Source organism: Pseudanabaena sp. lw0831, from assembly GCF_016584665.1.
Classification (GTDB): Bacteria; Cyanobacteriota; Cyanobacteriia; order Pseudanabaenales; family Pseudanabaenaceae; genus Pseudanabaena.
Genome location: NZ_BBJB01000113.1, coordinates 1 through 24,345, shown reverse-complemented (window position 1 = coordinate 24,345; position 24,345 = coordinate 1). Strand labels below are relative to the sequence as shown.

22 protein-coding genes are annotated in these 24,345 nt (G+C 43.1%); 13 read left to right on the top strand and 9 right to left on the bottom strand.

The window, feature by feature from the left end:
- Positions 1–29 precede the first annotated feature (29 nt).
- From carA to APA_RS23035, 3 genes are all read left to right on the top strand, one after another.
- A complete protein-coding gene (gene carA, locus APA_RS23045; RefSeq protein ID WP_201324564.1) occupies positions 30–1,202 on the top strand; it encodes a glutamine-hydrolyzing carbamoyl-phosphate synthase small subunit in 1,173 nt (390 codons plus the stop codon).
- A 385-nt stretch (positions 1,203–1,587) separates the two neighbouring features.
- A complete protein-coding gene (locus APA_RS23040) occupies positions 1,588–2,682 on the top strand; it encodes a RuBisCO accumulation factor 1 (RefSeq protein WP_201324563.1) in 1,095 nt (364 codons plus the stop codon).
- Between the two features lie 149 nt (positions 2,683–2,831).
- Positions 2,832–3,485 carry a Uma2 family endonuclease gene (locus APA_RS23035; protein ID WP_201324562.1) on the top strand — a complete coding sequence of 218 codons (654 nt, stop codon included), beginning with the start codon at positions 2,832–2,834 and terminating at the stop codon, positions 3,483–3,485.
- A 101-nt stretch (positions 3,486–3,586) separates the two neighbouring features.
- Here the strand turns inward: APA_RS23035 and APA_RS23030 are convergent, their stop codons facing one another.
- The 4 genes from APA_RS23030 to APA_RS23015 form a co-directional block, all read right to left on the bottom strand.
- Complete coding sequence (locus tag APA_RS23030; RefSeq protein ID WP_201324561.1) at positions 3,587–3,829, bottom strand: hypothetical protein; 243 nt, start codon at positions 3,827–3,829, stop codon at positions 3,587–3,589.
- Positions 3,826–4,020 carry a hypothetical protein gene (locus APA_RS23025; RefSeq protein ID WP_201324560.1) on the bottom strand — a complete coding sequence of 65 codons (195 nt, stop codon included), beginning with the start codon at positions 4,018–4,020 and terminating at the stop codon, positions 3,826–3,828. Before APA_RS23025 ends, APA_RS23030 begins: the two co-directional genes overlap by 4 nt.
- A gap of 70 nt (positions 4,021–4,090) precedes the next feature.
- Positions 4,091–6,823 (bottom strand): DNA methyltransferase, encoded by a 2,733-nt coding sequence (locus tag APA_RS23020; RefSeq protein ID WP_201324559.1) that lies wholly within the window; start codon positions 6,821–6,823, stop codon positions 4,091–4,093.
- Positions 6,824–6,927: 104 nt separating this feature from the next.
- Complete coding sequence (locus APA_RS23015) at positions 6,928–7,815, bottom strand: DUF455 domain-containing protein (protein WP_201324558.1); 888 nt, start codon at positions 7,813–7,815, stop codon at positions 6,928–6,930.
- 112 nt (positions 7,816–7,927) lie between these two features.
- Here APA_RS23015 and bioF point away from each other — a divergent pair, with 112 nt between their 5' ends.
- From bioF to APA_RS22995, 4 genes are all read left to right on the top strand, one after another.
- On the top strand, positions 7,928–9,079 hold the full coding sequence (gene bioF, locus APA_RS23010; RefSeq protein ID WP_201324585.1) for an 8-amino-7-oxononanoate synthase: 1,152 nt from the start codon (positions 7,928–7,930) through the stop codon (positions 9,077–9,079).
- A complete protein-coding gene (locus APA_RS23005; protein ID WP_201324557.1) occupies positions 9,061–10,215 on the top strand; it encodes a GGDEF domain-containing protein in 1,155 nt (384 codons plus the stop codon). The genes bioF and APA_RS23005 overlap by 19 nt, the downstream gene beginning before the upstream one ends.
- 45 nt (positions 10,216–10,260) lie before the next feature.
- Entirely contained in the window at positions 10,261–11,325 is a 1,065-nt protein-coding gene (locus APA_RS23000) for a bifunctional riboflavin kinase/FAD synthetase (protein WP_236579998.1), read from the top strand.
- A gap of 147 nt (positions 11,326–11,472) precedes the next feature.
- The gene (locus tag APA_RS22995) at positions 11,473–13,083 is read left to right on the top strand and encodes an alpha/beta hydrolase (protein WP_201324556.1); all 1,611 of its coding nucleotides are present in this window, start codon (positions 11,473–11,475) and stop codon (positions 13,081–13,083) included.
- 111 nt (positions 13,084–13,194) lie between these two features.
- Here the strand turns inward: APA_RS22995 and APA_RS22990 are convergent, their stop codons facing one another.
- Positions 13,195–13,974 carry a PolC-type DNA polymerase III gene (locus APA_RS22990; RefSeq protein WP_201324555.1) on the bottom strand — a complete coding sequence of 260 codons (780 nt, stop codon included), beginning with the start codon at positions 13,972–13,974 and terminating at the stop codon, positions 13,195–13,197.
- A gap of 194 nt (positions 13,975–14,168) precedes the next feature.
- Between APA_RS22990 and APA_RS22985 the strand changes: the two genes are divergently transcribed.
- Both APA_RS22985 and APA_RS22980 read left to right on the top strand, forming a co-directional pair.
- A complete protein-coding gene (locus APA_RS22985) occupies positions 14,169–15,017 on the top strand; it encodes a DUF1186 domain-containing protein (protein ID WP_201324554.1) in 849 nt (282 codons plus the stop codon).
- Positions 15,018–15,238: 221 nt separating this feature from the next.
- Complete coding sequence (locus APA_RS22980) at positions 15,239–15,814, top strand: TMEM175 family protein (RefSeq protein ID WP_201324553.1); 576 nt, start codon at positions 15,239–15,241, stop codon at positions 15,812–15,814.
- A gap of 43 nt (positions 15,815–15,857) precedes the next feature.
- Here the strand turns inward: APA_RS22980 and polA are convergent, their stop codons facing one another.
- Together polA and APA_RS22970 are read right to left on the bottom strand one after the other, a co-directional pair.
- Complete coding sequence (gene polA / locus APA_RS22975; RefSeq protein WP_201324552.1) at positions 15,858–18,716, bottom strand: DNA polymerase I; 2,859 nt, start codon at positions 18,714–18,716, stop codon at positions 15,858–15,860.
- Positions 18,717–18,780: 64 nt separating this feature from the next.
- Positions 18,781–19,323: a hypothetical protein gene (locus APA_RS22970; RefSeq protein WP_201324551.1), complete on the bottom strand. Its 543-nt coding sequence runs from the start codon at positions 19,321–19,323 to the stop codon at positions 18,781–18,783.
- A gap of 288 nt (positions 19,324–19,611) precedes the next feature.
- On the opposite strand from APA_RS22970, the gene argS reads away from it, so the two are divergent.
- Together argS and APA_RS22960 are read left to right on the top strand one after the other, a co-directional pair.
- The gene (argS, locus tag APA_RS22965) at positions 19,612–21,357 is read left to right on the top strand and encodes an arginine--tRNA ligase (RefSeq protein WP_201324550.1); all 1,746 of its coding nucleotides are present in this window, start codon (positions 19,612–19,614) and stop codon (positions 21,355–21,357) included.
- A gap of 50 nt (positions 21,358–21,407) precedes the next feature.
- Positions 21,408–21,632: a DUF6737 family protein gene (locus tag APA_RS22960; protein WP_201324549.1), complete on the top strand. Its 225-nt coding sequence runs from the start codon at positions 21,408–21,410 to the stop codon at positions 21,630–21,632.
- A 17-nt stretch (positions 21,633–21,649) separates the two neighbouring features.
- On the opposite strand, the gene APA_RS22955 is transcribed toward APA_RS22960, so the two are convergent.
- Positions 21,650–21,832 carry a type II toxin-antitoxin system RelE/ParE family toxin gene (locus tag APA_RS22955; protein ID WP_201324548.1) on the bottom strand — a complete coding sequence of 61 codons (183 nt, stop codon included), beginning with the start codon at positions 21,830–21,832 and terminating at the stop codon, positions 21,650–21,652.
- 72 nt (positions 21,833–21,904) lie between these two features.
- The gene (locus APA_RS22950; protein ID WP_201324547.1) at positions 21,905–22,135 is read right to left on the bottom strand and encodes a hypothetical protein; all 231 of its coding nucleotides are present in this window, start codon (positions 22,133–22,135) and stop codon (positions 21,905–21,907) included.
- Positions 22,136–22,398: 263 nt separating this feature from the next.
- Between APA_RS22950 and APA_RS22945 the strand changes: the two genes are divergently transcribed.
- Together APA_RS22945 and APA_RS22940 are read left to right on the top strand one after the other, a co-directional pair.
- Positions 22,399–22,737 carry a CU044_2847 family protein gene (locus APA_RS22945; protein ID WP_201324546.1) on the top strand — a complete coding sequence of 113 codons (339 nt, stop codon included), beginning with the start codon at positions 22,399–22,401 and terminating at the stop codon, positions 22,735–22,737.
- A 124-nt stretch (positions 22,738–22,861) separates the two neighbouring features.
- Positions 22,862–24,345: serine protease (locus tag APA_RS22940; protein ID WP_201324545.1), on the top strand; the 1,484-nt coding region annotated here is incomplete at its 3' end.

Below are 24,345 nucleotides of genomic sequence, written 5' to 3'. Positions count from 1 at the left end.
TGGACAGCAACGAACGAGTATTTGAAGATATGGCAACAAAGCAAGCAGCGATTTTGGTCTTGGCGGATGGTACTTGTTACCGTGGCTATGCGTTTGGCGCATCTGGAACTGCGATCGGCGAAGTAGTATTTAATACAGGTATGACTGGCTACCAAGAGGTAATGACCGATCCCAGCTACCGAGGTCAAATTGTAACTTTTACCTGCCCTGAACTTGGCAATACAGGCGTAACCCCCGAAGATGATGAGTCCGATCGCCCACAGGTTCGTGGTGTAATTGCGCGTAACATTACGGCTGTGCCTAGTAATTGGCGATCGCGTCAGTCTCTGCCTGATTACCTCAAGGCACATAATGTTGTCGGTATTGCAGGGATTGATACTCGCGCACTTACCCGCAAGTTGCGATCGCTGGGTGCAATGAATGGCGGTATCTCTACGGAAATTCTTGACCCTGAAGTCTTATTAGCGCAGGTAAAAGCGGCTCCTTCGATGCAAGGTCAAAACCTCGCTCAAGCAGCTTCGACTAATTGCATTTATGAATGGGCTGACAAAACCTTACCTGAATGGGAATTCATCGAGCCAACTAAGTTAACTGGGGAAGCGCTGACAGTAGTTGCGATCGACTTCGGTGTCAAGCGGAATATCTTGCGTCGTCTTGCTAGCTACGGCTGCCGCGTGATCGTCGTCCCAGCCGACACCCCCGCCGAAAAGATTCTCTCCTACAATCCTGATGGGATCTTTCTGTCTAATGGCCCTGGAGATCCCGCCGCCGTCACTCAAGGCATTGAAACCGCTAAAGCCCTGCTAGCTTCTGATAAACCCATGTTTGGTATTTGCTTAGGACATCAGATTCTTGGCTTATCCATGGGTGGCGACACCTTCAAGCTCAAGTTTGGACATCGTGGACTCAATCAACCTGCCCAAAACCAAGCCGAAAACGCCGATCGCCGCGTGGAAATCACTAGCCAAAATCATGGGTTTGCACTCACAGGTGAATCCTTTGATGAGTCTCCCGCGATGTTGACTCATATCAACCTCAACGATCGCACTGTAGCAGGGCTAGAACATAAAACCTTGCCAATCTTCTCGGTGCAATATCACCCAGAAGCTAGCCCAGGGCCACATGATGCTGATTATTTATTCGAGCGTTTTGTGAACTCGATGCGAGAACATAAAAACAATCACAAGCAAGTTGCAGCTTAAGAACCCATTTAAGAGTTGTAGTTTTTGCCCCCCTAGCCCCCCAATTCTGGGGGGAACCATATTTAAGTCCCCCAGAATTGGGGGATTTAGGGGGCTAGACACTTAGAGCTTTAAACAAAATTTTAAGTGTCATATAATTCTTGAATGGGTTCAAAACCATAGCCTGACTTGAGTGCAGGGTCATGGTCTTAGAACCCGTTGAAACAGGTTGAAACGAGTTGATTTTATTTAGTCATCTTTAGATGACTTGAGCTTTTAGCCAAAAACTTGGGTTCTTGGCTATTTGTGTGGCTGGGGGATCAAGCCTCTAAGGTGAGATGATATAAATGTTATATGGCAGAGCAATGCGATCGCTCTCATTTCTAATTTACTTCCAGTTACAACTATGCCAACCCCAGTAGCCACACTTCCCACCGACTCTGAAGGACTTTTAAAACTCTTACGCCATAAAGAGGGAACTTGGGTGCAGTGGGGAATTGCTTGCCAAATGCTGCAAAAAATGGGAGAGAATTCCCTTGCAATTTTTGAAAACACGGGTTTTGAGCCAGTTCAACAAAATCAGATTGTCGTTGCTTCACAAGTCTATGCCAGCCTACAGGCAGGCAATGCTGTTGATATTGTCCTTGCTCATTTTGAACAAAAGGGAAGTGACATCCTCAATGAGTTGCGTGTACTCAATCAAGCTGAGAGAGTGACAATGGCAACTTTTGCCCTTGAGAAGAATCTTGATGTTTTGGAAGCCAAAGATGTCGTCAAGGCGATTAAAGAAGCTTCCTCTGTGGCAAATTTGCCCGAAGGATTTACTCGCCACCCTGGGGATGCAGTGGTATTGCAAGTCCTGAAAGCTGCTCAGGGTAAAATCGATCCGCAGGAACGAACTAGATTGATTGCGAGAGGATTACGTTTTGCTCATAGTGAAAAGGCAAGATCGGCGATCGAACGTCTACTCACCGACATGGCAAACCCCACCAAAAAGAAAGCTCCCAAGCTGCCTAACTTCCGTTACGATGCCGAAGATAGTATCCCTCGCATTTTGCCTGTCGTTGGAACTTTGCCAATGTCAATTGATCAGTTCAAATCAGTTTCCTCTGCTAATGAGATTGAACCTTTTGGGATTGTGCATTCCTCTAGTGAATCCACATGGGCAACTCTCCCAGGATGGTTTGTAGTACATGAAGCGGAAGATGGCGTGATCGTTTCTTGTAATACAGATACTTTGCAAGCTGCGATCGCGCAAGAAGAAGTGGTTAGTTCAATTCGCGATCGCGCTGAAGATATTTTAGTACTAGTGGATCGCGCCCAACAGGATTGGGATGAAAATGGCTATTTTGCGATCGCTGATGAAGATGGGAACCTCAAGTTTGCATGGTTTGAATCTTCACCAGAGGTGAAGCTATTGGGCAAAATCACCCTAACGCTTCGCCCTAAACGCTTTTTCGACGAAGCCGCATCTCAAGATCGTTGGCAGTTTGAAGAATAATATCAATCCTCAAAATGGCAACGTCATTTTGAGGATTGGGATAAAACGTCTGGATCAGTTTGAACTCACTAGTTTGAATATCTGGTAAAATGTTGTTATGTATAGATATGGACAGATTTAAAGCCATATTTATCGGGAGAAGATAGCAAGTGACTGTAACTATTCCCATCAAATCTATTGATTTACGGCATGGAAGTGCAATTGCAATTCAATCTCTTAGTTGGAATGATTGCGAAAACATCCTTGATGAGCTAGGTGAAGATCGGCAAACGCGCATTGCGTATCACAATGGCACTTTAGAAATTATGTCACCATTAGCTAGACATGAACGTCCCCATCGTATTGCTGGCTATGTTGTAACCGCAATTCTAGATGCACAGGGAAAAGATTGGGAAGACTTTGGTTCAACGACTTTCCAAAAGCATGGGTTGGCGGATGTGGAACCTGATACTTGCTTTTATATTTCTAACTCTGCGGCTGTGCGAAACTGTGAAGGAAGGATTGATGTAGATATTTATCCTCCACCTGAACTAGCGATCGAGTCAGATGTGACTTCTAAGACATTACTTTCTGCTTATGAAGCGATCGCTGTCCCTGAGGTTTGGATTTATCGAGATGAGGACTTGAAGATTTTTCTGCTGACCGATGGACATTATCTTGAGTCTGATAGCAGTTTGCTTTTCCCAGATATGTCAATCAAGACGCTGATTCCGCAGCTTGTTAGTCGAGCGATTAAGATTGGCACAAGTTCGATGTTAAGGGAGTTTCGCAAATCGCTAAGTAATACTTATGGATTGACTTAAAAGCTAAAACCTCGAAAGAAGATTTAGCTTTAGGGCTAAAGAGACAAAATGAGTTTAGGAATAAAGCTAAGGATTAACAATGACTAATAATTTCCTATTTATCATTTTTCTTCAGCAACAGAGTCTTCAGTAAACTGGTCGATCGCTTCTAACATTCCTTCAGAATATGGCTCTAGTATCGTTGAGCAGACATGAAGCTCTGCAAGAGCATTGCAAAACTCATCGGATTCTGGATCAGTATTTTCTAAAATAGCGATCGCAGCGATCGCTCGTTTGAGTTGAGGTTGATATTCTGCCATATGACGCTTTAGGCGATCGATGGGTTGTTTGTATATATTGTTCATTTCTTAAGTCTCCGCTCTAATTTTGCAATTTGATTATGACAATTTGCTACTGTTTTCTCCCAATGAGCAATTAAGCCTAAATCTTGATTTTCAATTGGTTTCTCTCTTTCTTTAGCTAGTTTTTGGAGATGCTCGTCTAGTGCTTTGTATTGTCCTTCTAACTGGATACGATATTTTTTATTGTCAGTCATATTTTCTCAATTTTAGTCGATGATTATATATTGTTAGAACATAGATGATCTCCCAAAAGTTAAAAATTATCTAACCTCGCGCACCGATAACGGGTAAGCCCTGCTTTTCGCGTTCTGCTAGTTGCAGATTTAGCTCCAGCAATTTGCTGAGGATGTCGTCATCTTCGCTAAATCCGTAGGCTTGCATGACGAGTTTATCAAGTTTGGCATGGAGTTTGTAGAGTTGGCTGGCGGGTTCGTGGAAGTAGGCGTTATAGAGTTTGGTGATGCCCCATTGTTTGCTTTCCATTTGTTGACTGCGGTATTGATGGAGTTCTTGCATAGTGGTGCGAATTTTCTCAATGGATTGTTTTGCTTTGGTTGAGGTATTGGGATCGAGTTGTGGGAATGGGAAGGTTTCAAAACAAGAATTATGGGTGTAACGAGTTCGATCTTCTAATGTAGAACTTTGCACTTTTACCCATTGACGATGTACTTTTGACGTCAAAACTCCCAATTCATAAAAATCATTAGAGGCAACTACTTTAGTAGAGTTATTGGGTAGCCAAGTCGAGTCACAAGGCAGAAAAATAAACCACTTAGAATGAGCAGGAACAGCAAAATATATATTTAAAGGAGCTATAGCTGTTCTCAATGCTTCATGAGTTCTCTTAAAACGCCACCATTTTTCTCTGAGAATCTCTTCTCGATTATTTTCACGTTCAGGTTTAACAAATTTTTTAGTATGCTCAAATGGTAATAGGTACTCACTTGCCCCTTCTATTGGTAGATTTGAAAAATCAATAACCCATCTACTTGGATATCCATTAGGAGATCTAGCAAGATCGCCAGCATCAAGAAATGGTTTAACTACAGTTGTATTTTTAGGATCTGCTTTAATCCAATCATGAGACTGAACTTCAGTTATAACAAAACCTTTTGCATTAGGCTTCGCTCCTTCAAAACAAATATTTAGATTTGCTTTTAATCTTGAAGCATCACAAACACTAATAAGTTGGCTTAGAGATGAATTAATAGAACTGACAATTTGATTATCAAGATAAAGTTTATTTGGTTTGATATACGACCAATTTACAATGCTTACATAAACAGCAGCTTCTCCAGACCAAGACTGAGTAGAAACTGCATCATGAATAAATCCTCCATTTTGGACAATATAATCTAAAGAACAAACTCTACTATTTCCTTGGCTAATAGTATTAGTCGCAACTAAACCTGCCCTGCCATTTTTTGCAAGGTTATCATGTGCTAAGCGAAACCAATAGCTGCAAAAATCTACTTGTGATTTAACATCTGAGAATTTTTCAAAAACCCTTTTTGCATAATCATCTCCTAACTCAAGCCTGATACGATTTCCACCCAAAAATGGTGGATTCCCAATAATCGCGTCAGTCTTAACCCAATCCGTAAACAAAGCATCCGTACAAACTATATTCTGATCCAACGTATCCAAAGGCAAAGAAGACTCAGGCAGATTTAACTTCCTGATCGCCACACCACGCCCGATCATCAGCGTCACCTTCGCCAACTCCACCGCAAACGAATTAATATCCATTCCAAAAAATTGCTGTGGAGTCACCAAAGCCGTAAATTCTCGCGTCGGATCAAGTCCCTGCAAACGTTGCAACAAATCAAACTCCACCGACTTCAACTCCTGATAAGCCACATACAAGAAATTGCCCGAACCACAGGCAGGATCGAGAATCTTGTACTCGCTCAACTCCTCATGTAAAGATTGTAACTCCGTTAAAGTATTTGCCGAATTAATGCGATCGCGCCAATAATCTGCGATCGTTGGTAACACAATCCGCTTAATATCCCCCTCAGAAGTGAAATGAATCCCATGCGCGTGACGCTTTTTCTTGCCCTCATCAGACTGAAAAGCACCCTCAAAAATATTCCCAAAAATTGAAGGACGCACCTTTGACCAATCCGCACCCGCCGCAGTTTCTAAAATCCTTAACTCACCTATTTCCAATTCAATCGGATGGATTTCCTTAAACAAACCACCATTAAAATACTGCACATCCTGATAGCGACCCGCAGGCGTTACGCCCATCGTATTCATCGCCTGAAACAAGCCACCCAAAACATCAAAAGAACTCAGCTTATTGTCGATGCAATCCTTCACACATCGAGTAAACAAATTATCAGGCAACAGATCCAAATCTTCCGCAAACATCGCTAACACACATTGCAATACAAAACGTTGCGCCTGTAACTCTGAATATTCGCGCCATCGGCGATCGCTCCCTCGCTCAATCAAAGCATTATACAAATCCCCCAACCGCCGCGCCGCCTTCTCGGTCAGCAACGTTTGATTATTCCGAAATAGGGGCGTAGTCTTACTGCCACGCATAAATGTAAAAGCAGATTCGCATTTTGGTAATTCTTCTAAACGAATCACATCAACGGGTTCATCGGACTGATTATCAAAATCGTAAATATGAAACTCATCAAAATTGCAAAACATCACATAGCGCGGACGATTCTCCTTTTTTAAGCGCAAATAGTAACGCCCAGCTTGCTCCCAAATATTGCGATCGCGTAAGTCCACACCCCGACTCTTCATCTCGATCAAGATCCGCCCATCCCAAACCAAATCTGCAAAACCCGTTTTCCCTGTCTTGCTACTGTTTTTGATTACCTCCTCATACCGCGCCCCCGACTCCAACACGCCGCAATGACCAAACGCCTGAAAAAATCGATCTAAAAAAGTTTGCGCCTCACTTTTCTCGCTCCCCTTAATATTTGCCGTGACAAAAGCCACAAAGGCTGCCAAATTTTCAATGCGATCAGCCATTAGCTAAACCTTGTTAATGCCAAAAATTTATCTATATAAAATATTAGCAAACTTAGAAGCTTTAAAGCGAACAAGGGGCTTAAGCCCCTTGCCTGTTAGAGTTGTTAATGGTTTACTGCCTTGCTAGCAGTCTCTTTAAGATTGGCATTAAAGAACATTGGAATGAACTTCTCCACAAAAGAAGAAGGATCTTTATCCCATGCTTTTTTGAAGATATCGATTCTAGTCTTCTGTAACTCTGTCGAGAACAAAGTCTCAGGAAGTTGATTGAGCAAGTATTGAGGACGTTCCCATAGCGGAAGAGTCTCGGAAATCTTCAACAAATTTTCAAGACGGCGTACTTCTGCACCAGCAAGAACATCCATTCCTGACTCAAAAGCTGCTTGCTCGATCGCTACATATTTGCGCTTAGCCACCTCAACCTTAGTACGATGAGCTTCACTCTTTTTGCTAATCTCAGCTAGCTTGCGATTACCCCAACGTACATGAGCCGCCTCTTCAGGAAGAATCTTCTCAATGGTTTCGCGAATTTTGATGTTCTCGTCAGTCTGTTCCGCTTTCTTGAGAGAGCGAATATGAGCAGCGAAATATTCACAACCACGCTTTTCGGCAACATTAATTCCCGCCAAAGCATCGATGACAATATCTTCAGGATTTGCCGAAGGTTCATACTTACTCAAGCGAGTAAATTCATCGATATACAAATTCCCATCAGGTGTACCGATTTCTTCACCAAGCTCATAGAGCAAATCGGTCAACCACATCGCATGACGCGCTTCGTCAGAAACATGATGGGAAAGGTCTTGAATCAAATCGCGAGGCTTGCCATTCAGGAGTTCAATCAGTCCAGTCAAATCTTTGCAGCTACGTTGTTCGCTAAAGCGATAGCGATTTAATGTTGTCATGTGAACTTCGCGCTGACGTACAACATTGTCGAGAATGTCTTCAGCGCTCAGTTGACCGCGAAATTTATGGGGATAAGCAACTGTCATCTTTAAACCTAAATCATAAATAATAGATTGCGGGGATTAGTTAGCCTAAAGCTATTCAGATCCTATTAGTCAATTTTAAACTGATTTGTAAAGAAGTGTGAAGATTGAACCCATATCTACGCCCTACGACTGGCTCGATCGCTCTTTAGACTCGATTCATAAAGCTAACTGGTATCGCTCTACGCAAACTATAAGTAGCAAAGCAGGGACGATCGCCACCATTGATGGACGCGAGATGTTGATGTTTGCTAGTAATAACTATTTGGGGCTAGCAGGCGATCGCAGATTGATTGATGCTGCTATTGCCGCTACCGAAATGTACGGCACTGGCTCGACTGGATCGCGCTTAGTTACGGGTCATCTCGCTTTGCATGAAGAATTAGAAACGGCGATCGCAGATCTTAAGAATACAGAAGATGCCCTAGTTTTTAGCTCTGGTTATTTGGCTAATTTGGGCGCGATCGCGGCAATTGTGGGACAGCGAGATTTGATTTTGGGGGATGAATATAATCACTCTTGTTTGAAAAAGGGCGGCTTACTCAGTGGTGCAACTGCGATCGATTATCAACATTTGAATTTGACAGATCTCACCGCTAAACTACAAGCAAATCGTGCTAAATATCGCCGTTGTCTGATTACGACTGATAGCGTATTTAGTATGGATGGTGACTTGGCGACCTTGCGGGAAATCATGGACTTAGCCAACCAATATGACTGCATGGTATTAGTCGATGAAGCGCATGGCACGGGAGTATTTGGCGATCGCGGTGGTGGCTTAACTCAGGCGCTAGGAATTCAGCAGGATTTAATCCAAGTGGGAACTCTGAGCAAAGCTTTGGGAAGTTTGGGCGGCTATGTGGCGGGTTCGGCTAAACTCATTGATTTTTTACGCAATCGGGCGGCTACTTGGATTTATACTACGGGGCTTTCGCCTGCGGATACGGGCGCAGCGATCGCAGCGATTAACATCGTCAAGTCAGAAAACACTCTTCGTCAGCAGCTTTGGCAAATTGTGAGATTCTTTAAACAGGGTTTACAAAGTTTAGGTATTCAGGCGATCGCGTTTGATTCACCAATAATTGCGATCGAGATGGGTGATATTGCTCAAACTCTAAAAATGGCAACAAATTTACGCGAAAATGGAATCTTTGCTCCTGCGATCCGTCCGCCCACTGTCCCGACTCCGCGCATTCGGCTCACTCTGATGACAAGTCATACCCACGAACAAATCCAGTATTTGATGCAATGTTTACAAACTTGGTAAATTTTGATATTCAGACAATGACCTTCATGCTAGGTATTGATGCAACTTTGCAAGTATTAATACTAGGTTTCTTAAGCTTGTTAGTAAATCAATATCGGGGAATCAAAACCTACGCGATAGGCAGGGCTTTTACAACAACGGGCTTTCTAATCAGCTTAAGTAAGGGCTTCCCTCTCTCCTTCACATTAGTTCTAGCGGGTATTTTCCTTTTAGTTGGCACTTCCATTTCTTGTGTCGGTGTTTCTCAATTTACAGACAAAAAGATTAAACTCCATTACCTATTCATAATTAATCTTTTGTTTCTTGGTGTTCAGTTGTATTTCTTGATCTTCAAGGATGTTTTTGTCTTTAAAACTATTAATCAAACAGTTTTTCAAATAATTATCTATACAATATCCACTTACTGCTTACTGACTACGCCCCATAAGAGTTTTATTGGATCATCTAGATTCATGGCGAGTGTCACGATCGCTTTATCAATGTCATTAGTCGCCAGAATTGTCGGTTTAGTGAGAAATCCGCCAGAACAGCTATTTGCTTCTAATGATATAAATGCTTACACCTTGGTCGTGGCGTTTTTATTCACATTTTTATTGACGACTGGATTTATCATGATGGTCTGTCAGAGACTTTACTATGATTTGAAGGTTGCAGCGAATACTGATGTGTTGACGCATTTGCTCAATCGCCGAGCGATGATGCATCAGCTTGAGATTGCCATGAATCAGTTTTACCGTAGCGATCGCACATTTGCGATTATTTTGATTGATGTAGACTTCTTTAAGCGTGTTAATGATGTCTACGGGCATGATGGCGGTGATATGGTTCTCATCCATCTTGCCCAAATATTGCAAACCAAGATGCGGAAAGCTGATTCAGCCAGTCGTTGGGGAGGCGAAGAGTTTTTGATTTTGTTGCCCGATACGACGCTCGATCAAGCCCATGAGCTTGCTGAGCGATTACGCTCTTATGTAGAGACAAATCCCACGCCATCAAATATTCAAATCACAATTAGTTTAGGAATAGCAGTAATCCGTCAGCATGGGAATTCAGTGGAAAGCTTAATTACGGCTGCCGATCATGCACTATATGCAGCCAAGAAAAATGGTCGTAACTTAGTAGCGATCGCGAACTAGAAATGATTTTCCATATCTTATGAAGATTTTCATTTGACTATAGCAATGCAATATGACTATGTAGCTACTATTTTTGGTTTCAATTATGTCAAAATGTTAAGCGTGAGAGTAATATTTGACCCAACCCAAATTTCTCGTCCCACTGCGATCGCCCTTGGTAACTTTGATGGCGTACATGTGGGACACCGTCGTGTGATTGCGCCAATTTTGCCGATATCTTTGCGCGATCGCGATCGCAATTTAACAAGTACGGTCGTTTCCTTTTCGCCGCATCCCCAAGAATTTTTTAGCCAAAAATCGCGATCGCTACTCGCACCATTTGATGAAAAAGTAGCCTTGCTCAAGTCTCTCGGTGTCGAGCAGCTAGTCTTACTGCCCTTTAATGCCGATCTTGCCAAACTAACCGCCACCGAATTTATCCAGAAAATTTTAATTGACTCCCTCCAAGTCGAATTAATTAGCGTCGGTTTTGATTTTCACTTTGGGCAGAAACGTCAAGGCAATATCACCGATCTGCAAAATATTTGGGGCGATCGCCTGACGGTGATTCCAGAGCAAACGATGAGTTTCGGAGATCTAGATCAGCCGCCCGTGCGCATCAGTAGCTCGAATATTCGGACAGCCTTAGCTCAAGGTGAAATTGATTTAGCCAACTCGTTGCTTGGTCGTCCTTACAACCTTGTTGGCAGAGTTGTGCAAGGCAAGCAATTAGGCCGCACAATTGGGTTCCCGACTGCAAATTTAGAACTACCGACACAAAAGTGTTTGCCGCGTGATGGAGTTTATGCTGTCCAAGCAACTATCAATCATCCTGATGCAGCAACACAATCGCAAACGCAATCTCAAATACTAGGTGTAATGAATATTGGATTGCGTCCAACTGTGAATGGCGATCTGCGATCGGTCGAAGTACATTTATTTGACTGGCAAGGCGATCTCTACGATCTGGAACTAAGTGTAAACTTAATCAGATTTATTCGCCCTGAAAAGAAATTTGATTCTCTTGATGCTCTCAAATCTCAAATTCAGGCTGATTGTCAGACCGCAAGCAACTATCTTGCACCAAACCAACAGATACTAGCAAAAGCCCTGCACTCAAGTGCGGGCTAATGGCTAAAACCCGTTGAAACGGGTTAATTGAAATATTCTGTAGTCCACTGAAGTGGAATTGAGCTTTTAGCCAAGAACTCAAGTTCTTAGCTAAAAGCTCAATTCCTAACTAGTTACCCCCTTTTAATACCAAGCAAAAATATAACCATGACCTTTACCGATCGCCTGTCTATCTTAAAAAATTGGCTAGGGTTGGTTTTGAGCTTGTTGGTTTTGGCTGTAGGTCTATGGTTGCACTTTACATTTTCTCCCTACAGCATCAAAACTGAAACTATTCGTATTGACCTCGATCGCGATCGCGTCCTAGTGGGTAAACTTTTCCAGCCAGTGCAAACATCAACTCCCTACCCAACGATCATGTTATGGCATGGGGTGAGTTCTAGTAAGGAAATGATGGAACCTTTGGCGGTGGAGTTAGCCAGACATGGTATAGCTGCACTTACCTTTGATTCGGGTGGATTTGGTGAATCCTATCGGCGTAACCATAGTGAGGAGGAAAATCTGCAAGACGCTCAGGCAGTTATGGCGTATGTCAGTAAACATCCCGATCGCTTCGATCTGCAACGATTGGGGATTGGCGGACACTCGATGGGAGCAAGCACAGCGATCGCCTTGGCGATGAACAGCCCCAAAATTCGCGTCACTCTCGATTTGGGCATGAATGCAGATGTGACCAAGAGCTTACCCGCTAATTTGTTTATGGGTATTGGCTTGTATGAGGAGTTTCATACCCCTGCTGATATGCGCGAAATGTTACAACAAGCCACAGGAGAGACAATTTCAGAGTTCTCTATTAAAGGAGATTTCCTCAAGGGAACAGCAAGACAATTAGTGATTTCTGCAACTGCTGATCATTTAACCGAACCCTTCGATCCAACGCTGATTCAAGAAGCAGTGACTTGGGCAATACAGTCTTTACAAATTCCCAAACAAGCGATCTCCCTGACGATGCCACAGGTGATGCTCGGTTGGTTTTGCATTTTTGTCGGTAGTATCCTCACTGTGGGTTATGGACTGCGAGATGTATCGGGTTTGCGATCGCCTCGTTTACTGGCTTTTGGGGTAATTGCGATCGTGAGCATACTCATCTATTTGGGAGCAAATGGCAGCATTCCCTCCCGCACCGCGACCAGTAGCATTTTGCTCTGTGCTGTTCTTTTGCCAGTGGCAACCTATGCAGTTAGAGTCCAACGAGCGATCTCGTCTTTCTTTCGATCATTTGGACTATATATCGGTGCGTTTCTGATTGCCTATGCGATCGAGTCAGTAGTAATTCGGATTGGTGACTTACTGGTTCGTCCTAGCTATTTTCTGGGTCTACCCCAATTTATTGTCTACCTGCCGATTGCACTGACTTATTCCCGTGTACAAGAATTTAATGCGGCGATGTTTCCTGTGTATAGCAATGGTTTGGTTCCTAGTTGGCAACTCTCTCTCTTATTTCTACCTGAACTAATTTTTCCAAGTCTATTTTTGCATTGGGGAACGCGAGGCGGTCGCTGGCTTGTGCATTGGTTGCGTCAGCCTTTGCGTTTGAATTGGCAAAAGCCAAATGCAAAGACAATGACTGTTCTGATTGTTGCTGTATTGTCGCTAGTTGCGATCGTGTCCTATCAGGCAAGTTTAGGGCTGGTTTCTTTAACCTATGCTTTATTAGCGTTCCGAGTTCTTTTGCAACTATTTTTAATTCCTGCATTTTTGTTTATTGTCATTGTGCGATCGCGCCAGTTCCAAAGGTTAGAGAATTGGTTTGTTTAGTATCGAAACCAAAAGAGAGTTGTGGAGCGAAGCCCCACAACTCTCTTTTGGTTTAACAATGGCTATGGGTCTAAAATTGATGGTATGAAGCGAGGCTTCATACCATCAATTTTAGAATGGAAATGGAGTAATTTTATTCGCTAGAACTTCAACATTTTTACGCTGATATAGATTAATTTGTCTACGGCTTGAAAACCTTGATTTGATTGCGGGGTCTGCCAAAAGCTCTTCAACTTGACAAAGAGGAAGTTGCAAAATCACGGCTATATCTTCTCCAGAGAGCCATTGTTGCCCAAATAGATTCAAGATTTCATCATCCTTTGCCCTGAGTAGTTGAGTCAATAGCTTTTCTAGAAGTAACCAACAAGCGATCGCATCGGATTCGGCTCGATGCGACTTACCAACATTAAAGTCATAATGTTTGACTAACTTAGGCAGCGATCGCGATGGTAAATGTGGCAATAATAGCCTTGATAGCTTGACGGTGCAAAGTTGTTGAGGAGCGATAAATTCAGTGCCTAGTCTTTGATATTCAGCTTTGAGAAAAGAATAGTCAAAGCCAATATTGTGAGCAACAAGAACGCCAGATTGTAGCATTGGCAAATATTTGGGCAAAATCCGATCGCTGACATCAACATCAGCAACCATATCCTGCGAGATGCCTGTAAATCTGACTATTTGTTCAGGAATCTGGATTTGAGGATTGATTAGGTCAGTAGATATTTGCTGAATTCCGTCTTTGAGTGTGGCTTGAAGAACAGAAATTTCGATAATGCGATCGCGATCGCCTTTTCCTCCTGTTGTCTCTAAGTCAACTACCGTGAATAGCTCTGTACTAATCTGGCGATAGTAGGTAAGGAGTTCTATAGATAGATTGGCATTAATTTTCATTGATTCAAATCGCTTAAACTTCTCATGACATTGAAAGCTGCTTTTGACACAAGGCTTTTGGTGCAATTATAGCCTTAGCCAATTGCTATCAGCGATCGTCTATTCAACAGAGGCTAAAAATAAGGTGGATAAAATCTTAGCTATCTCATACAATTTAGCATTACAAATTATAAAAATTATTTGAGGCAAATCAAATGAATATAAATGAAATTTTGGCTGGATTTGAAATATATGATGGTGAATATAAGCACGAGCATGTTGAAGCTGCTTTAAGCAACAAAGAAGAAATCACTCCTCATCTCATTGCGATTCTTGAAAAAGTCAGAGAAGATCCACAAAAATATGCAGAAGATGTCGATTATTTTGCATATATCTATGCCTTGATGCTGCTGGGACATTTTAAAGAACCTAAAGCTCATCAGGTAATTGTTGATTTATTCAGTTTACCAGTTCCTCTTCCAAACGATCTGTTTGGCGATACAACCACAGAAGATTTGCCAGTCATTTTACTGCGAACTTGTGGAGGCTCGCTTGAAGGAATTAAAAGTCTTATTCAAAACAAAAATGCCTATGAATTTAGTCGTGGTTCAGCACTGACTGCAATGGTATATGCAGTAGTTGAAGGCATGATTACTAGAGAAGATGCATTGTCTTTCTTTGGTGGATTGCTTACGGGTGATGAGGCTCCTGAAGATTCATCTTTTCATAGCCAACTAGTTTGTGACATCTGCGACCTTTATCCTGAAGAGTTGATGGATAAGATTAAGGAGGCTTTTGACAAGGGACTAATTGAAGAGATGTGGACTGATCTTGAAACAATTGAGAAGATATTGGAGGAAGACGATGTAGAAACATGTCTTGCTCGGCTCAGAGAAAATCTATCTAGAAAATCATTAGATAATATCCATAAAAATATGTCATGGTGGGCTTGTTTTAACCCAGAAGAAATCGAGGAATCAGTTTCATCTAAGCCATATACACCTCAATTTTGGGAGCAGCCAAAAACTAAATCCAAAAAGAAAAAAGCTTTTTGGGAGCTATAGCAACAATCCAAACTAATTTGTAAGCGATCGCTTACAAATTAGTTTGCTTGTCATTTGCTCGATCTATTATTGGAACTATCTTACAGCAGTTATCGATCGAACCAACCACAAAAAGGGTCGCAGGGCAAAGTCCAGCAATGGGTTTTATATGCTTATTTGTGGCGAGTTTGAAAGCAAATGGCTGTAGATTTGAACTAAGCCCCAAAGGAGCATATATATCAATGCATAAAGGTAGATTAGAAGCATTTAGTGATGGTGTGATTGCTATTATTATTACCATCATGGTGTTGGAATTGAAAGTGCCACATGAAGCAGACTTAGCTGCATTACGTCCATTAATTCCAGTATTTCTGAGCTATGTACTCAGCTTTATTTATCTAGGAATCTATTGGAACAATCACCACCACATGTTACAGGCAGTTAGACAAGTCAATGGGAAGATATTGTGGGCTAACATGCATCTGCTATTCTGGCTATCGCTAATTCCCTTTGTCACCGCATGGACAGGTGAAAATTTCTTTGCCCCTGTGACTGTTGCGTTCTATGGGATCGTGCTTTTAATGTCAGCGATCGCTTATTACATTCTTAGTCGTGTGCTTATTTCTCATCATGGTAAAGAATCCACACTAGCGATCGCGATCGGTAGAGATTTTAAAGGCAAGATATCGCTGGTGATTTATGCTGTAGCGGTTCTACTTTCCATAGTGAATTCATGGTTAGCTTTCTTGTTGTATGTCGCAGTGGCGATCATGTGGCTGATACCCGATCGCCGTATTGAGAAGACGATGAGTTCCTAAATAAATCAATAAGAAGTAGTGCTTTGCACTACTTCTTATTGATTTATTTTGCTTCCATCCAATTTTTACCTGTGTGAATGTCCACTTCCAGCTTTACCGAAAGCTCTACAGCTAATTCCATCGCTGCTTTGATTTTGGGCTGTAATTCGGCAACTTCATCAGGTGGTACTTCAAATACAAGTTCATCATGGACTTGTAATAGCAATCGCGCTTGATAGCCTCGCAAAAGATCATCCACATGCAACATTGCAATTTTAATGATATCGGCACTAGTTCCCTGTATGGGCGCATTAACAGCCGATCGCAATAGAGCCGCCTTCTGATATCCACCGCTCTGACTAAGCCCGCCGAAATAACGCCGCCTACCTAATATTGTTTTCACATAGCCATCACGTTCTGCTTCAAACTCTACATCCTGCATGTAAGCAGAAATCCTCGCGTAGCGCTGATTGAATTTGTCAATAAATTGCTTGGCAACTTTTACTGGCACACCGATATCACGGCTAAATTTCTGCGCTCCCATGCCATAAATCACACCATAATTAATGATTTTCGCTAGACGACGCTCATCGCTAGTTACTTCTTCTTTCTCTAAGAGCAGTTGCGCCGTGACAGTATGCACATCTTCACCAGCATTAAAAGCCCTCATCAATTCAGGCTCTTGACTCAAGTGAGCAAGAATTCGCAGTTCAATTTGCGAATAATCCGCTGCCATTAATATCCAATCTTCTTTTGGCAAAAAGCCAGCTCTAATCCGCTTACTAAAAGCTGTACGAATGGGAATATTTTGCAAGTTAGGATTAGAACTACTCAAACGTCCTGTTGAGGCAACAGTTTGATTAAAATCTGTATGTACGCGCCCAGTTTTTGGCTGAATCAGCGATGGCAAAGCATCAACATAGGTGGATTTGAGCTTGGCAAGTGTACGGTTTTCGAGAATCGTGTCAATGAGTGGATGATCGCCTTCTAATTTATTGAGAACTGCCACATCAGTAGAATAGCCTGTGGCACTTTTACGCGATTTCTTGATAAATTTCTCGCCTAATAATTCGAGTAAAATTTCGCTCAATTGCTTAGGTGAATTGAGGTTAAATTCTTTGCCAGCTTGGGCATAGGCTGCGATCGCTAAAGTATCTAAATCCTTTTCTAATTCCTGCGAGAAAACACTCAAATATTCTTTGTCGATCCTAATACCACGCCATTCCATTTTCGCAAGGATTGGCTCTAGAGGCATCTCGACATTTTGGAATAAATCCCACAGTTCGGGAACCGCAGTTAATTGCTCTTGCAGAATCGGTCTAATGTGATAAGTAAGATAGGTATCCATCCCGCAATATTGAGCAACCAAAGGAATGGCAACTTCTGCGATCGATTTGCGCTTACCGACTAGCGTTTTATAACTAACAGTGCGAATCTGGAGTAAGTTCATCGCCATATCATCGAGCTTATGACTTGCTTCTGGATCGATGACATAACTAGCAATCATCGTATCGAATACCACACCTGCTAGCTCAATTCCCGCCGCCTTAAACATTAAGCGATCAAACTTGGCATTCTGTAAATATTTCGGATAACTAGCATCTTCAAGAATGGGTCGAAGAATCTCTCTAACCTCTTCCCATTTGAGATTTTGTCCTTCACTATGACTTAAAGGAATATAGGCAACCTCACTAATTGAATCTCCCCAACAACAACCAATTCCTACTAATTCGGCTTCAAAGGGATTTAGTGCCGAGGTTTCCGTATCCCAAGCCACAGGCTGTTTAGTGCTGCGAAGATTTTCCACTAAGTGCTCTAACTTTGCGATCGCATCAATAATCTGTACATCCAACTTTAACGATGCAGAAGCGGAGATCGCCCGATCTGCCTCTTGCTTAGCAAAGTCAAACCACAACTCCTCATCTTCGCCATTATCCTGCTTTTGAGAAGTCTTACTCCCCTCTCCCAGAGGGAGAGGGGCTGGGGGTGAGGGTTTCTTCTCATAATTTCCCGACAACTTTGCCTGAATCTGATCGACTCTATTCACAAAAGCTTTAAGCTCAAGCTCTTCTAATAAAGGGATTAACTCGGCAGTATCAAAACCCGTCAATTTACAATCAGAGATCGCCATCGGCAGCGGTACATCGGTTTTGATCGTCGCCATAAATTGCGAATGTTTTGCCGCTTCAATTCCTTGCTCTAGCTTAGTTTTAACGGCTCCCTTCATCCTTGGTACAGCCGCTAAAACATTCTCTAAACTGCCATATTCCTCTATTAATTTAATCGCCGTTTTTTCGCCAATCCCCCGCACTCCAGGGATATTGTCAGAAGCATCACCACAGAGAGCTTTATAGTCCACGACTTGCGTAGGTAAAACCCCTAACCGCTCTTTTACTTGATCGGCATGATATTCAACAATCTTATCTTTTTGTCCGATGTTCAGCACTGAAATGCGCTTATCAATATCGATTAATTGAAACAAATCGCGATCGCCACTTAATATCTTGACGGTATAGCCCTCAGCACTCGCCGCCTGTGATAGAGTTCCCAATACATCATCCGCCTCAAAACCTGCTTGGGTAATCGCTGGCAGATTCATCGCTGCTAAAACCCTTTGTAAGTTCTGCATATCGGGAATAAAACTTTCAGGGGTTTCCAAACGATTTGCCTTATAAGTATCGTCAATCTCATGACGAAATGTGGGTGCTGCGAGGTCAAAGGCGATCGCAACAGCAGCAGGTTTTTCGCGATCTAGCATCTCGATCAATGCTTTCAAGAAGCCAAAACAAATACTCGTGGGGATTCCTGTCGAGGTGCGCAAGCCGCCTTCTGGGTGTTTACCAAAGGCATAAAAGGCTCTGAAGGCAAGGGAATGTCCATCAACGAGTAAAAATGTGGGGTGAGTTTGTGCGCTTGAAGTCATGATGCTCGTTTTAAAGTTTTGGCGATCGCTAATCTTAGGTTAACCGATTGCTATGACATTGACATTAATCTGTACCTCCCCATGTCCATGTCGGATTACCATCTTTCACACCCTTATTCAAAATCACAGGCGTTAACCCATTCGCATCACTCATCCCTGTCATATCCAAAATCAAATAAACCTTGTCATTAACAAACCTCATCCGCAAATATGAATGCCCTTCAAACGTCTCACCGTTATACTTAGTGATTCCAGCAGTAGCCTTACAGTTGTGATACTTGATCTGCAACTTCGCCACCCAAGTCACACTAAACTCATCACTTTTCTCAACCCGAAACTCCCTTGCAAACCAACCCAGCGACGCTGAGCCATCGGTAGTATAACCACCCTCAGCATAGGGACGCGGTGTTTGAGTAAGACTCACCTGAGTAGGACAAATTGGAAAAGCTCCACGCGAATCCGTCGGATGAACGTTAAGTGTGATATTGTTCGGCGCGGCAAAACTGGGATTTGTAAATAGAGATAATTGCGCGATCGCAGCACCCCCAACGCCCAAACATATTTGCTTAAAAATTTGACCGAAAGCCTTAACCCTAGAATTTTTCATGTAATTTTTTACTGATACAGTAACCCAGTCTATGCATTTTGGATCTACAAAACTTAGAAGTCAAAAGAGCTTTTGTAGTTCCCTCAGCCTTCTGGATTTGGTTACAGCAATTTTCGATAGCAAAGAACTAAAAAATTTAAAAGTGGTGCGAAGCATCACTTTTAAATTTTTTAGTTCTTTGCTTTGAGTGCAAAGCGCTGCAAGCACGTAGCACCATGAATCATAATATTGAATAGATCTTAAAAAACGCTATATTGATCTGCCTAGGCTAAAAGCGACAACTAACCCATGACCACTTCCGTTTTATCCGATTTAAAGATACGTTTTTCTAAGGCGATCGCAGCCGCCTTTGGTGCGGAATATACTAGCCACGATCCAGCCGTCGCCCCATCCAAAGATGCCAAATTTGGCGATTATCAATGCAATGCGGCTCTAGGCTTAACCAAAAAGCTCAAACAAAAGCCCCAAGATGTCGCAGCACAGATAATTGCAAATTTACAAGTTGACGATATGTTCGAGGCTCCGACGATCGCAGGAGCAGGATTTATTAACTTAAAACTGAAACTTAGCTACCTAGAATCACAATTAGCGAAAATGCAAAAAAGCGATCGCCTCGCGATCGCCAAGGTCGAGAAGCCCGATCGCGTCATCGTCGATTTCTCAAGTCCGAATATTGCCAAGGAAATGCATGTCGGACATTTGCGATCGACGATTATCGGTGACAGCATTGCGCGGATTCTAGAATTTCAAGGACATGAAGTCCTGCGCCTCAACCATGTCGGTGACTGGGGGACTCAATTTGGGATGTTAATTACCTATTTGCGCGAAGTGTATCCAGATGCGTTGACGAAAGCTGATGCGATCGCGATCGGCGACTTAGTAGAACTCTATCGCGCCGCCAAAAAACGCTTTGATGAAGACGCAGAATTTAAAGAGATTTCTCGCGCTGCGGTAGTGGAACTGCAAGCAGGAGGATCTGAAGCCAAACTGGCATGGCAACTGCTTTGCGAACAATCACGCCGTGAGTTCCAAAAGATCTATGACACCCTCAATATTCAATTAGAAGAACGCGGCGAATCTTTTTATAATCAGTTCTTGTCTGATGTCGTCACAGATTTACGCAAAACTGGCTTACTCCAAGAAGATCAAGGCGCATTATGTGTTTTCTTAGAAGGATTCAGTAACAAAGATGGTCAGCCCTTGCCCCTGATCGTTCAGAAAACTGATGGCGGCTATAACTATGCGACCACCGACCTCGCCGCCCTGCGTTATCGCATTCGTGAAGACAGAGCCACGCGCATCATTTATGTGACAGATATCGGTCAGTCGGGACATTTCGCCCAAGTCTTCCAAGTTGCTAAGCGAGCGAATTGGATTCCTGAAACTGTGCAGACTACTCATGTTCCATTTGGATTGGTGATGGGTGACGATGGCAAAAAATTTAAAACGCGATCGGGTGACACGATCGCTCTCAAGAGTCTCTTAGAAGAAGCGGTCACCCGTGCACGGGCTGATATCGAAACCCGCAACCCTGAAGCATCTGATGAATTCAAGCAAGATGTCGCTGAAGCCGTCGGACTTGGTGCAGTGAAGTACGCCGACCTGTCGCAAAATCGCACTAGCAACTATATCTTCAGCTTTGATAAGATGTTAGCCCTACAAGGCAACACAGCACCTTATATGCTCTATGCCTATGTGCGGGTGCAGGGAATCGGGCGTAAAGGCGAGATTGATTTTGCTAGTTTGGATGCTGATGCGATCAAGCTCACGCAAGAGCCAGAGATTGTCTTAGCTAAGCATTTGTTGCAATTTGCCGAAGCGATCGATGCTGTTTCTGAAGAACTATTCCCAAATCGTCTTTGTCAATATCTCTTTGAACTCAGCCAGAAGTTCAATCAATTTTTTGAGCAATGCCCTGTATTGCAAGCTGAGGAATCAGAGAGAATCTCACGACTAAGTCTGTGTGATATCACTGCCAAAACTCTCAAGCTTGGTTTAAATCTCCTCGGTATTCGCGTGTTAGAACGGATGTAAAAAAAGGTCGTGCTTCGCACGACCTTTTCTAAAATATAGGAATCAAAAAAATGTCTTTAGAAAAACCTGATAGCGTCTGGAATCATAAGCCTTGGTGGTGTCAACCTTGGACAATTATCTTAACTGGAATCTCGATTATTAGTGGTAGTTGGCTATTGTTTAAAATAGTCTGGTTATCGATTCTTGTCGCGATTCCCATATCTGCATGGATGGGATTCTTTGTGATTCTATTTCCCAAGTTAGCGCTTCAAGAAGTTAATCAGGAGATTAAGTAGGTAAAACAAACAGACTATTAGTCGTCATACACCTTACTGCGATGAGCAATGAGCGTAACAGATACCACTTTTGAGTCTTCGTCAACTAGATACACTATTCGATAGTCACCAATGCGATAACGATAGCGTCCTGTTAAATTTCCTCTCAAAGCAGTAATGTTTGGGTGTTGTATGGAGTTTGTTCGAGAATTAGCAGACACTTATTAATCTTTTTGACAGTTGCAAGTGAGGTCTTGTTGTAAAAATTCTGGGCTTCAGGAGACAGGCGGACTTCATACATCTCTGCGAATGTCTCTCCAGTTACGATAGCTACCTGTGGAAACTTTAGCTTCTGCTTTTTCTAAAGAGTCCATAAATCTAGGAATCCTCAGTAGTTCGTCAGTTGCTTCTTGGCTTTCACGTTCTGCCAGATATGCCAAAAAATCTACAGCTACTCTGAGCCGTTCAGGGGATAGGCTATCGATGTATTCATCAATTTGATGGCGAAGTTCTACTGTGGTCATAAGCTTGATAGTTATTCAAAATTTATAACTTACTAATAACGCTATTGTAGGCGATTGCCTAACTAATCACCCCAAAATTAATCGTCATGCTAATTGAAATTGATAAATGTCTCAAGATTTTGTTCGATATTTAAGAAGATTCAAATCATAAAAATCTTGGAAAAAGCTGTGAGTAGATGAAATATTTACCAATCAAGCTATGAAGATTATGAGAATAAAGCGATATAATCGATCGCAATAACTTTCAAGAATTAGAAGAACTCATGACTGATTTGCCAGAAGACAATCTCGAAATTATTTTGGTGGATTTTAAGGGAAGTGGCGGATCTGTAGGTCAAGTCAGCCGATCGCTATCACCTCAAGAGATAACTGCGCAAGTAGTAGCTCAGTCTCAGCACGCTGTAAATGCGGCGATGGGGACAATTCGGTTAATGGCAAATCGCACGATCGCAACGCTTGATACGATGGCAAATAAGCCGTCTCAGGTGGAGGTGGAGTTTGCGGTGAAGCTGGATGCTAAGGCGGGTGCGTTTTTGGCGAGTGCTGGGGCTGAGGGCAGTATTAAGGTGAGGCTGGTCTGGAATCGGGACAAGGATAAGTAAAGATGCAGAGATTTAAGATCCCCGACTTTTTCTTTGCAGTCAGAGATTACCTGTGCTAATCACACAAAAAGTCGGGGATCTAGGCATTTTCTAGTTTTCTTTTGCTTACAGATATTTGATACTCATGACAAACATTCAAATCCAAAATCCCCGTGAGTTTACGCTGCAAATTCATCGCTCTGTGAGTAATGAAGAGATTATTGGCACTGGGTTTGTGATTTCAGAAAATGGCTTGGCGGTGACTTGCGTGCATGTGGTGAAGGCGGCGGCTGGGAGCGTTTGTCAAGGTATGGAAATAGGAGCGTACTTCGCGCCATCGCGTCAAAAATGGCTGGCACGGGTAATCGGCTGCTTTGAGGATTGCGATGATGATGTGGTGTTGCTGCAATTGGGTGATGAGAATGCTCCATTTTTCTTGCCAGACAAGATGCAACCTGCGCGAATTGATGGGGCAGATGAATCAACAGGGAATCGCTTTCGGAGTTATGGCTATCGTCCGTTAGAGAAATATTCAGGCGGGTTTGCGAAAGGCGAAATTTTAGGGGATGTGGAACCGCCAAATGGTTATGTTTTACAACTCGATCCGATTCAGTTGGAGTCGAGTCAGATCAATAGTGGCATGAGTGGTGCTGCGGTGCTGGATTTGGAGCGCGATCGCGTGGTGGGGATTGTCTCAGAGACTTGGTTTCCTGACGAGACAGGGAAGGATCGGGATACGGCTTGGGCGGTGAATGTGCGGGTGTTGGCTTTGCCACCGATCTCATTGCCCTTAAATACAGTAACTGCTGTAGCAATCGCACCGATCGCTACAGCACCAATGACGAATAATATTGCCATGCCTACTCTCAAGGAAAAACTGGTAAATGCGCCGCCGCTTTTGGATGAATGGGTCGGACGGGTGGAATTGTTGCAAGCTTTGGATGGGGATTGGGGCGATCCTGCGCGGCGGATTGTGGAATTGATTGGGTTTGGGGGTGAGGGTAAGAGTAGTGTGGCGCGGCGGTGGGTGGCGAATGTGTTGTCATCAAATCGCAAACCGCAAGCGGTTTTCTGGTGGGGATTTTATGAGAATGGCGGTATTGATGAGTTTTTTGAAGCGTTAGCTAACTTCGTTGTAGGGGATTTGAATGCTCTAAGTCTATGTAAATCTGCAAGCGAGAAGATTTTCCTGATTAATTTAGTCTTGCGGAAGGGTGGGCGCTATCTGTTTGTTTTGGATGGTTTGGAGGAGTTGCAGCATGAGAGCGGTGATGATTATGGCTTACTGAAAAGTCCCGATCTGCGGGAGTGGTTGCGAACTTTGGCTAAGGGAGAGAATGAGGCGTTTTGTGTGGTGACCAGTCGTGCGCCGTTGTTCGATCTGATCGATCTGACGACGTTTGTGCATCGGGATGTGGAACGGTTGACGGATGGGGAGGGGTGTGAGTTGTTGCAAAAGTTGAGTGTGCGGGGTGAGGCGGCGGCGCTAAGGCAGGTGGTGCGCGATTGGGATGGATATGCGTTGGTGTTGAGTTTGTTGGGAACTTATCTGGTGGAGAGGTTTGCGGGGGATGTTGGAGCCATTGGAGAGATTGCGGTTCCGTTGGCGCGGGAGGCGAGGTATGACCG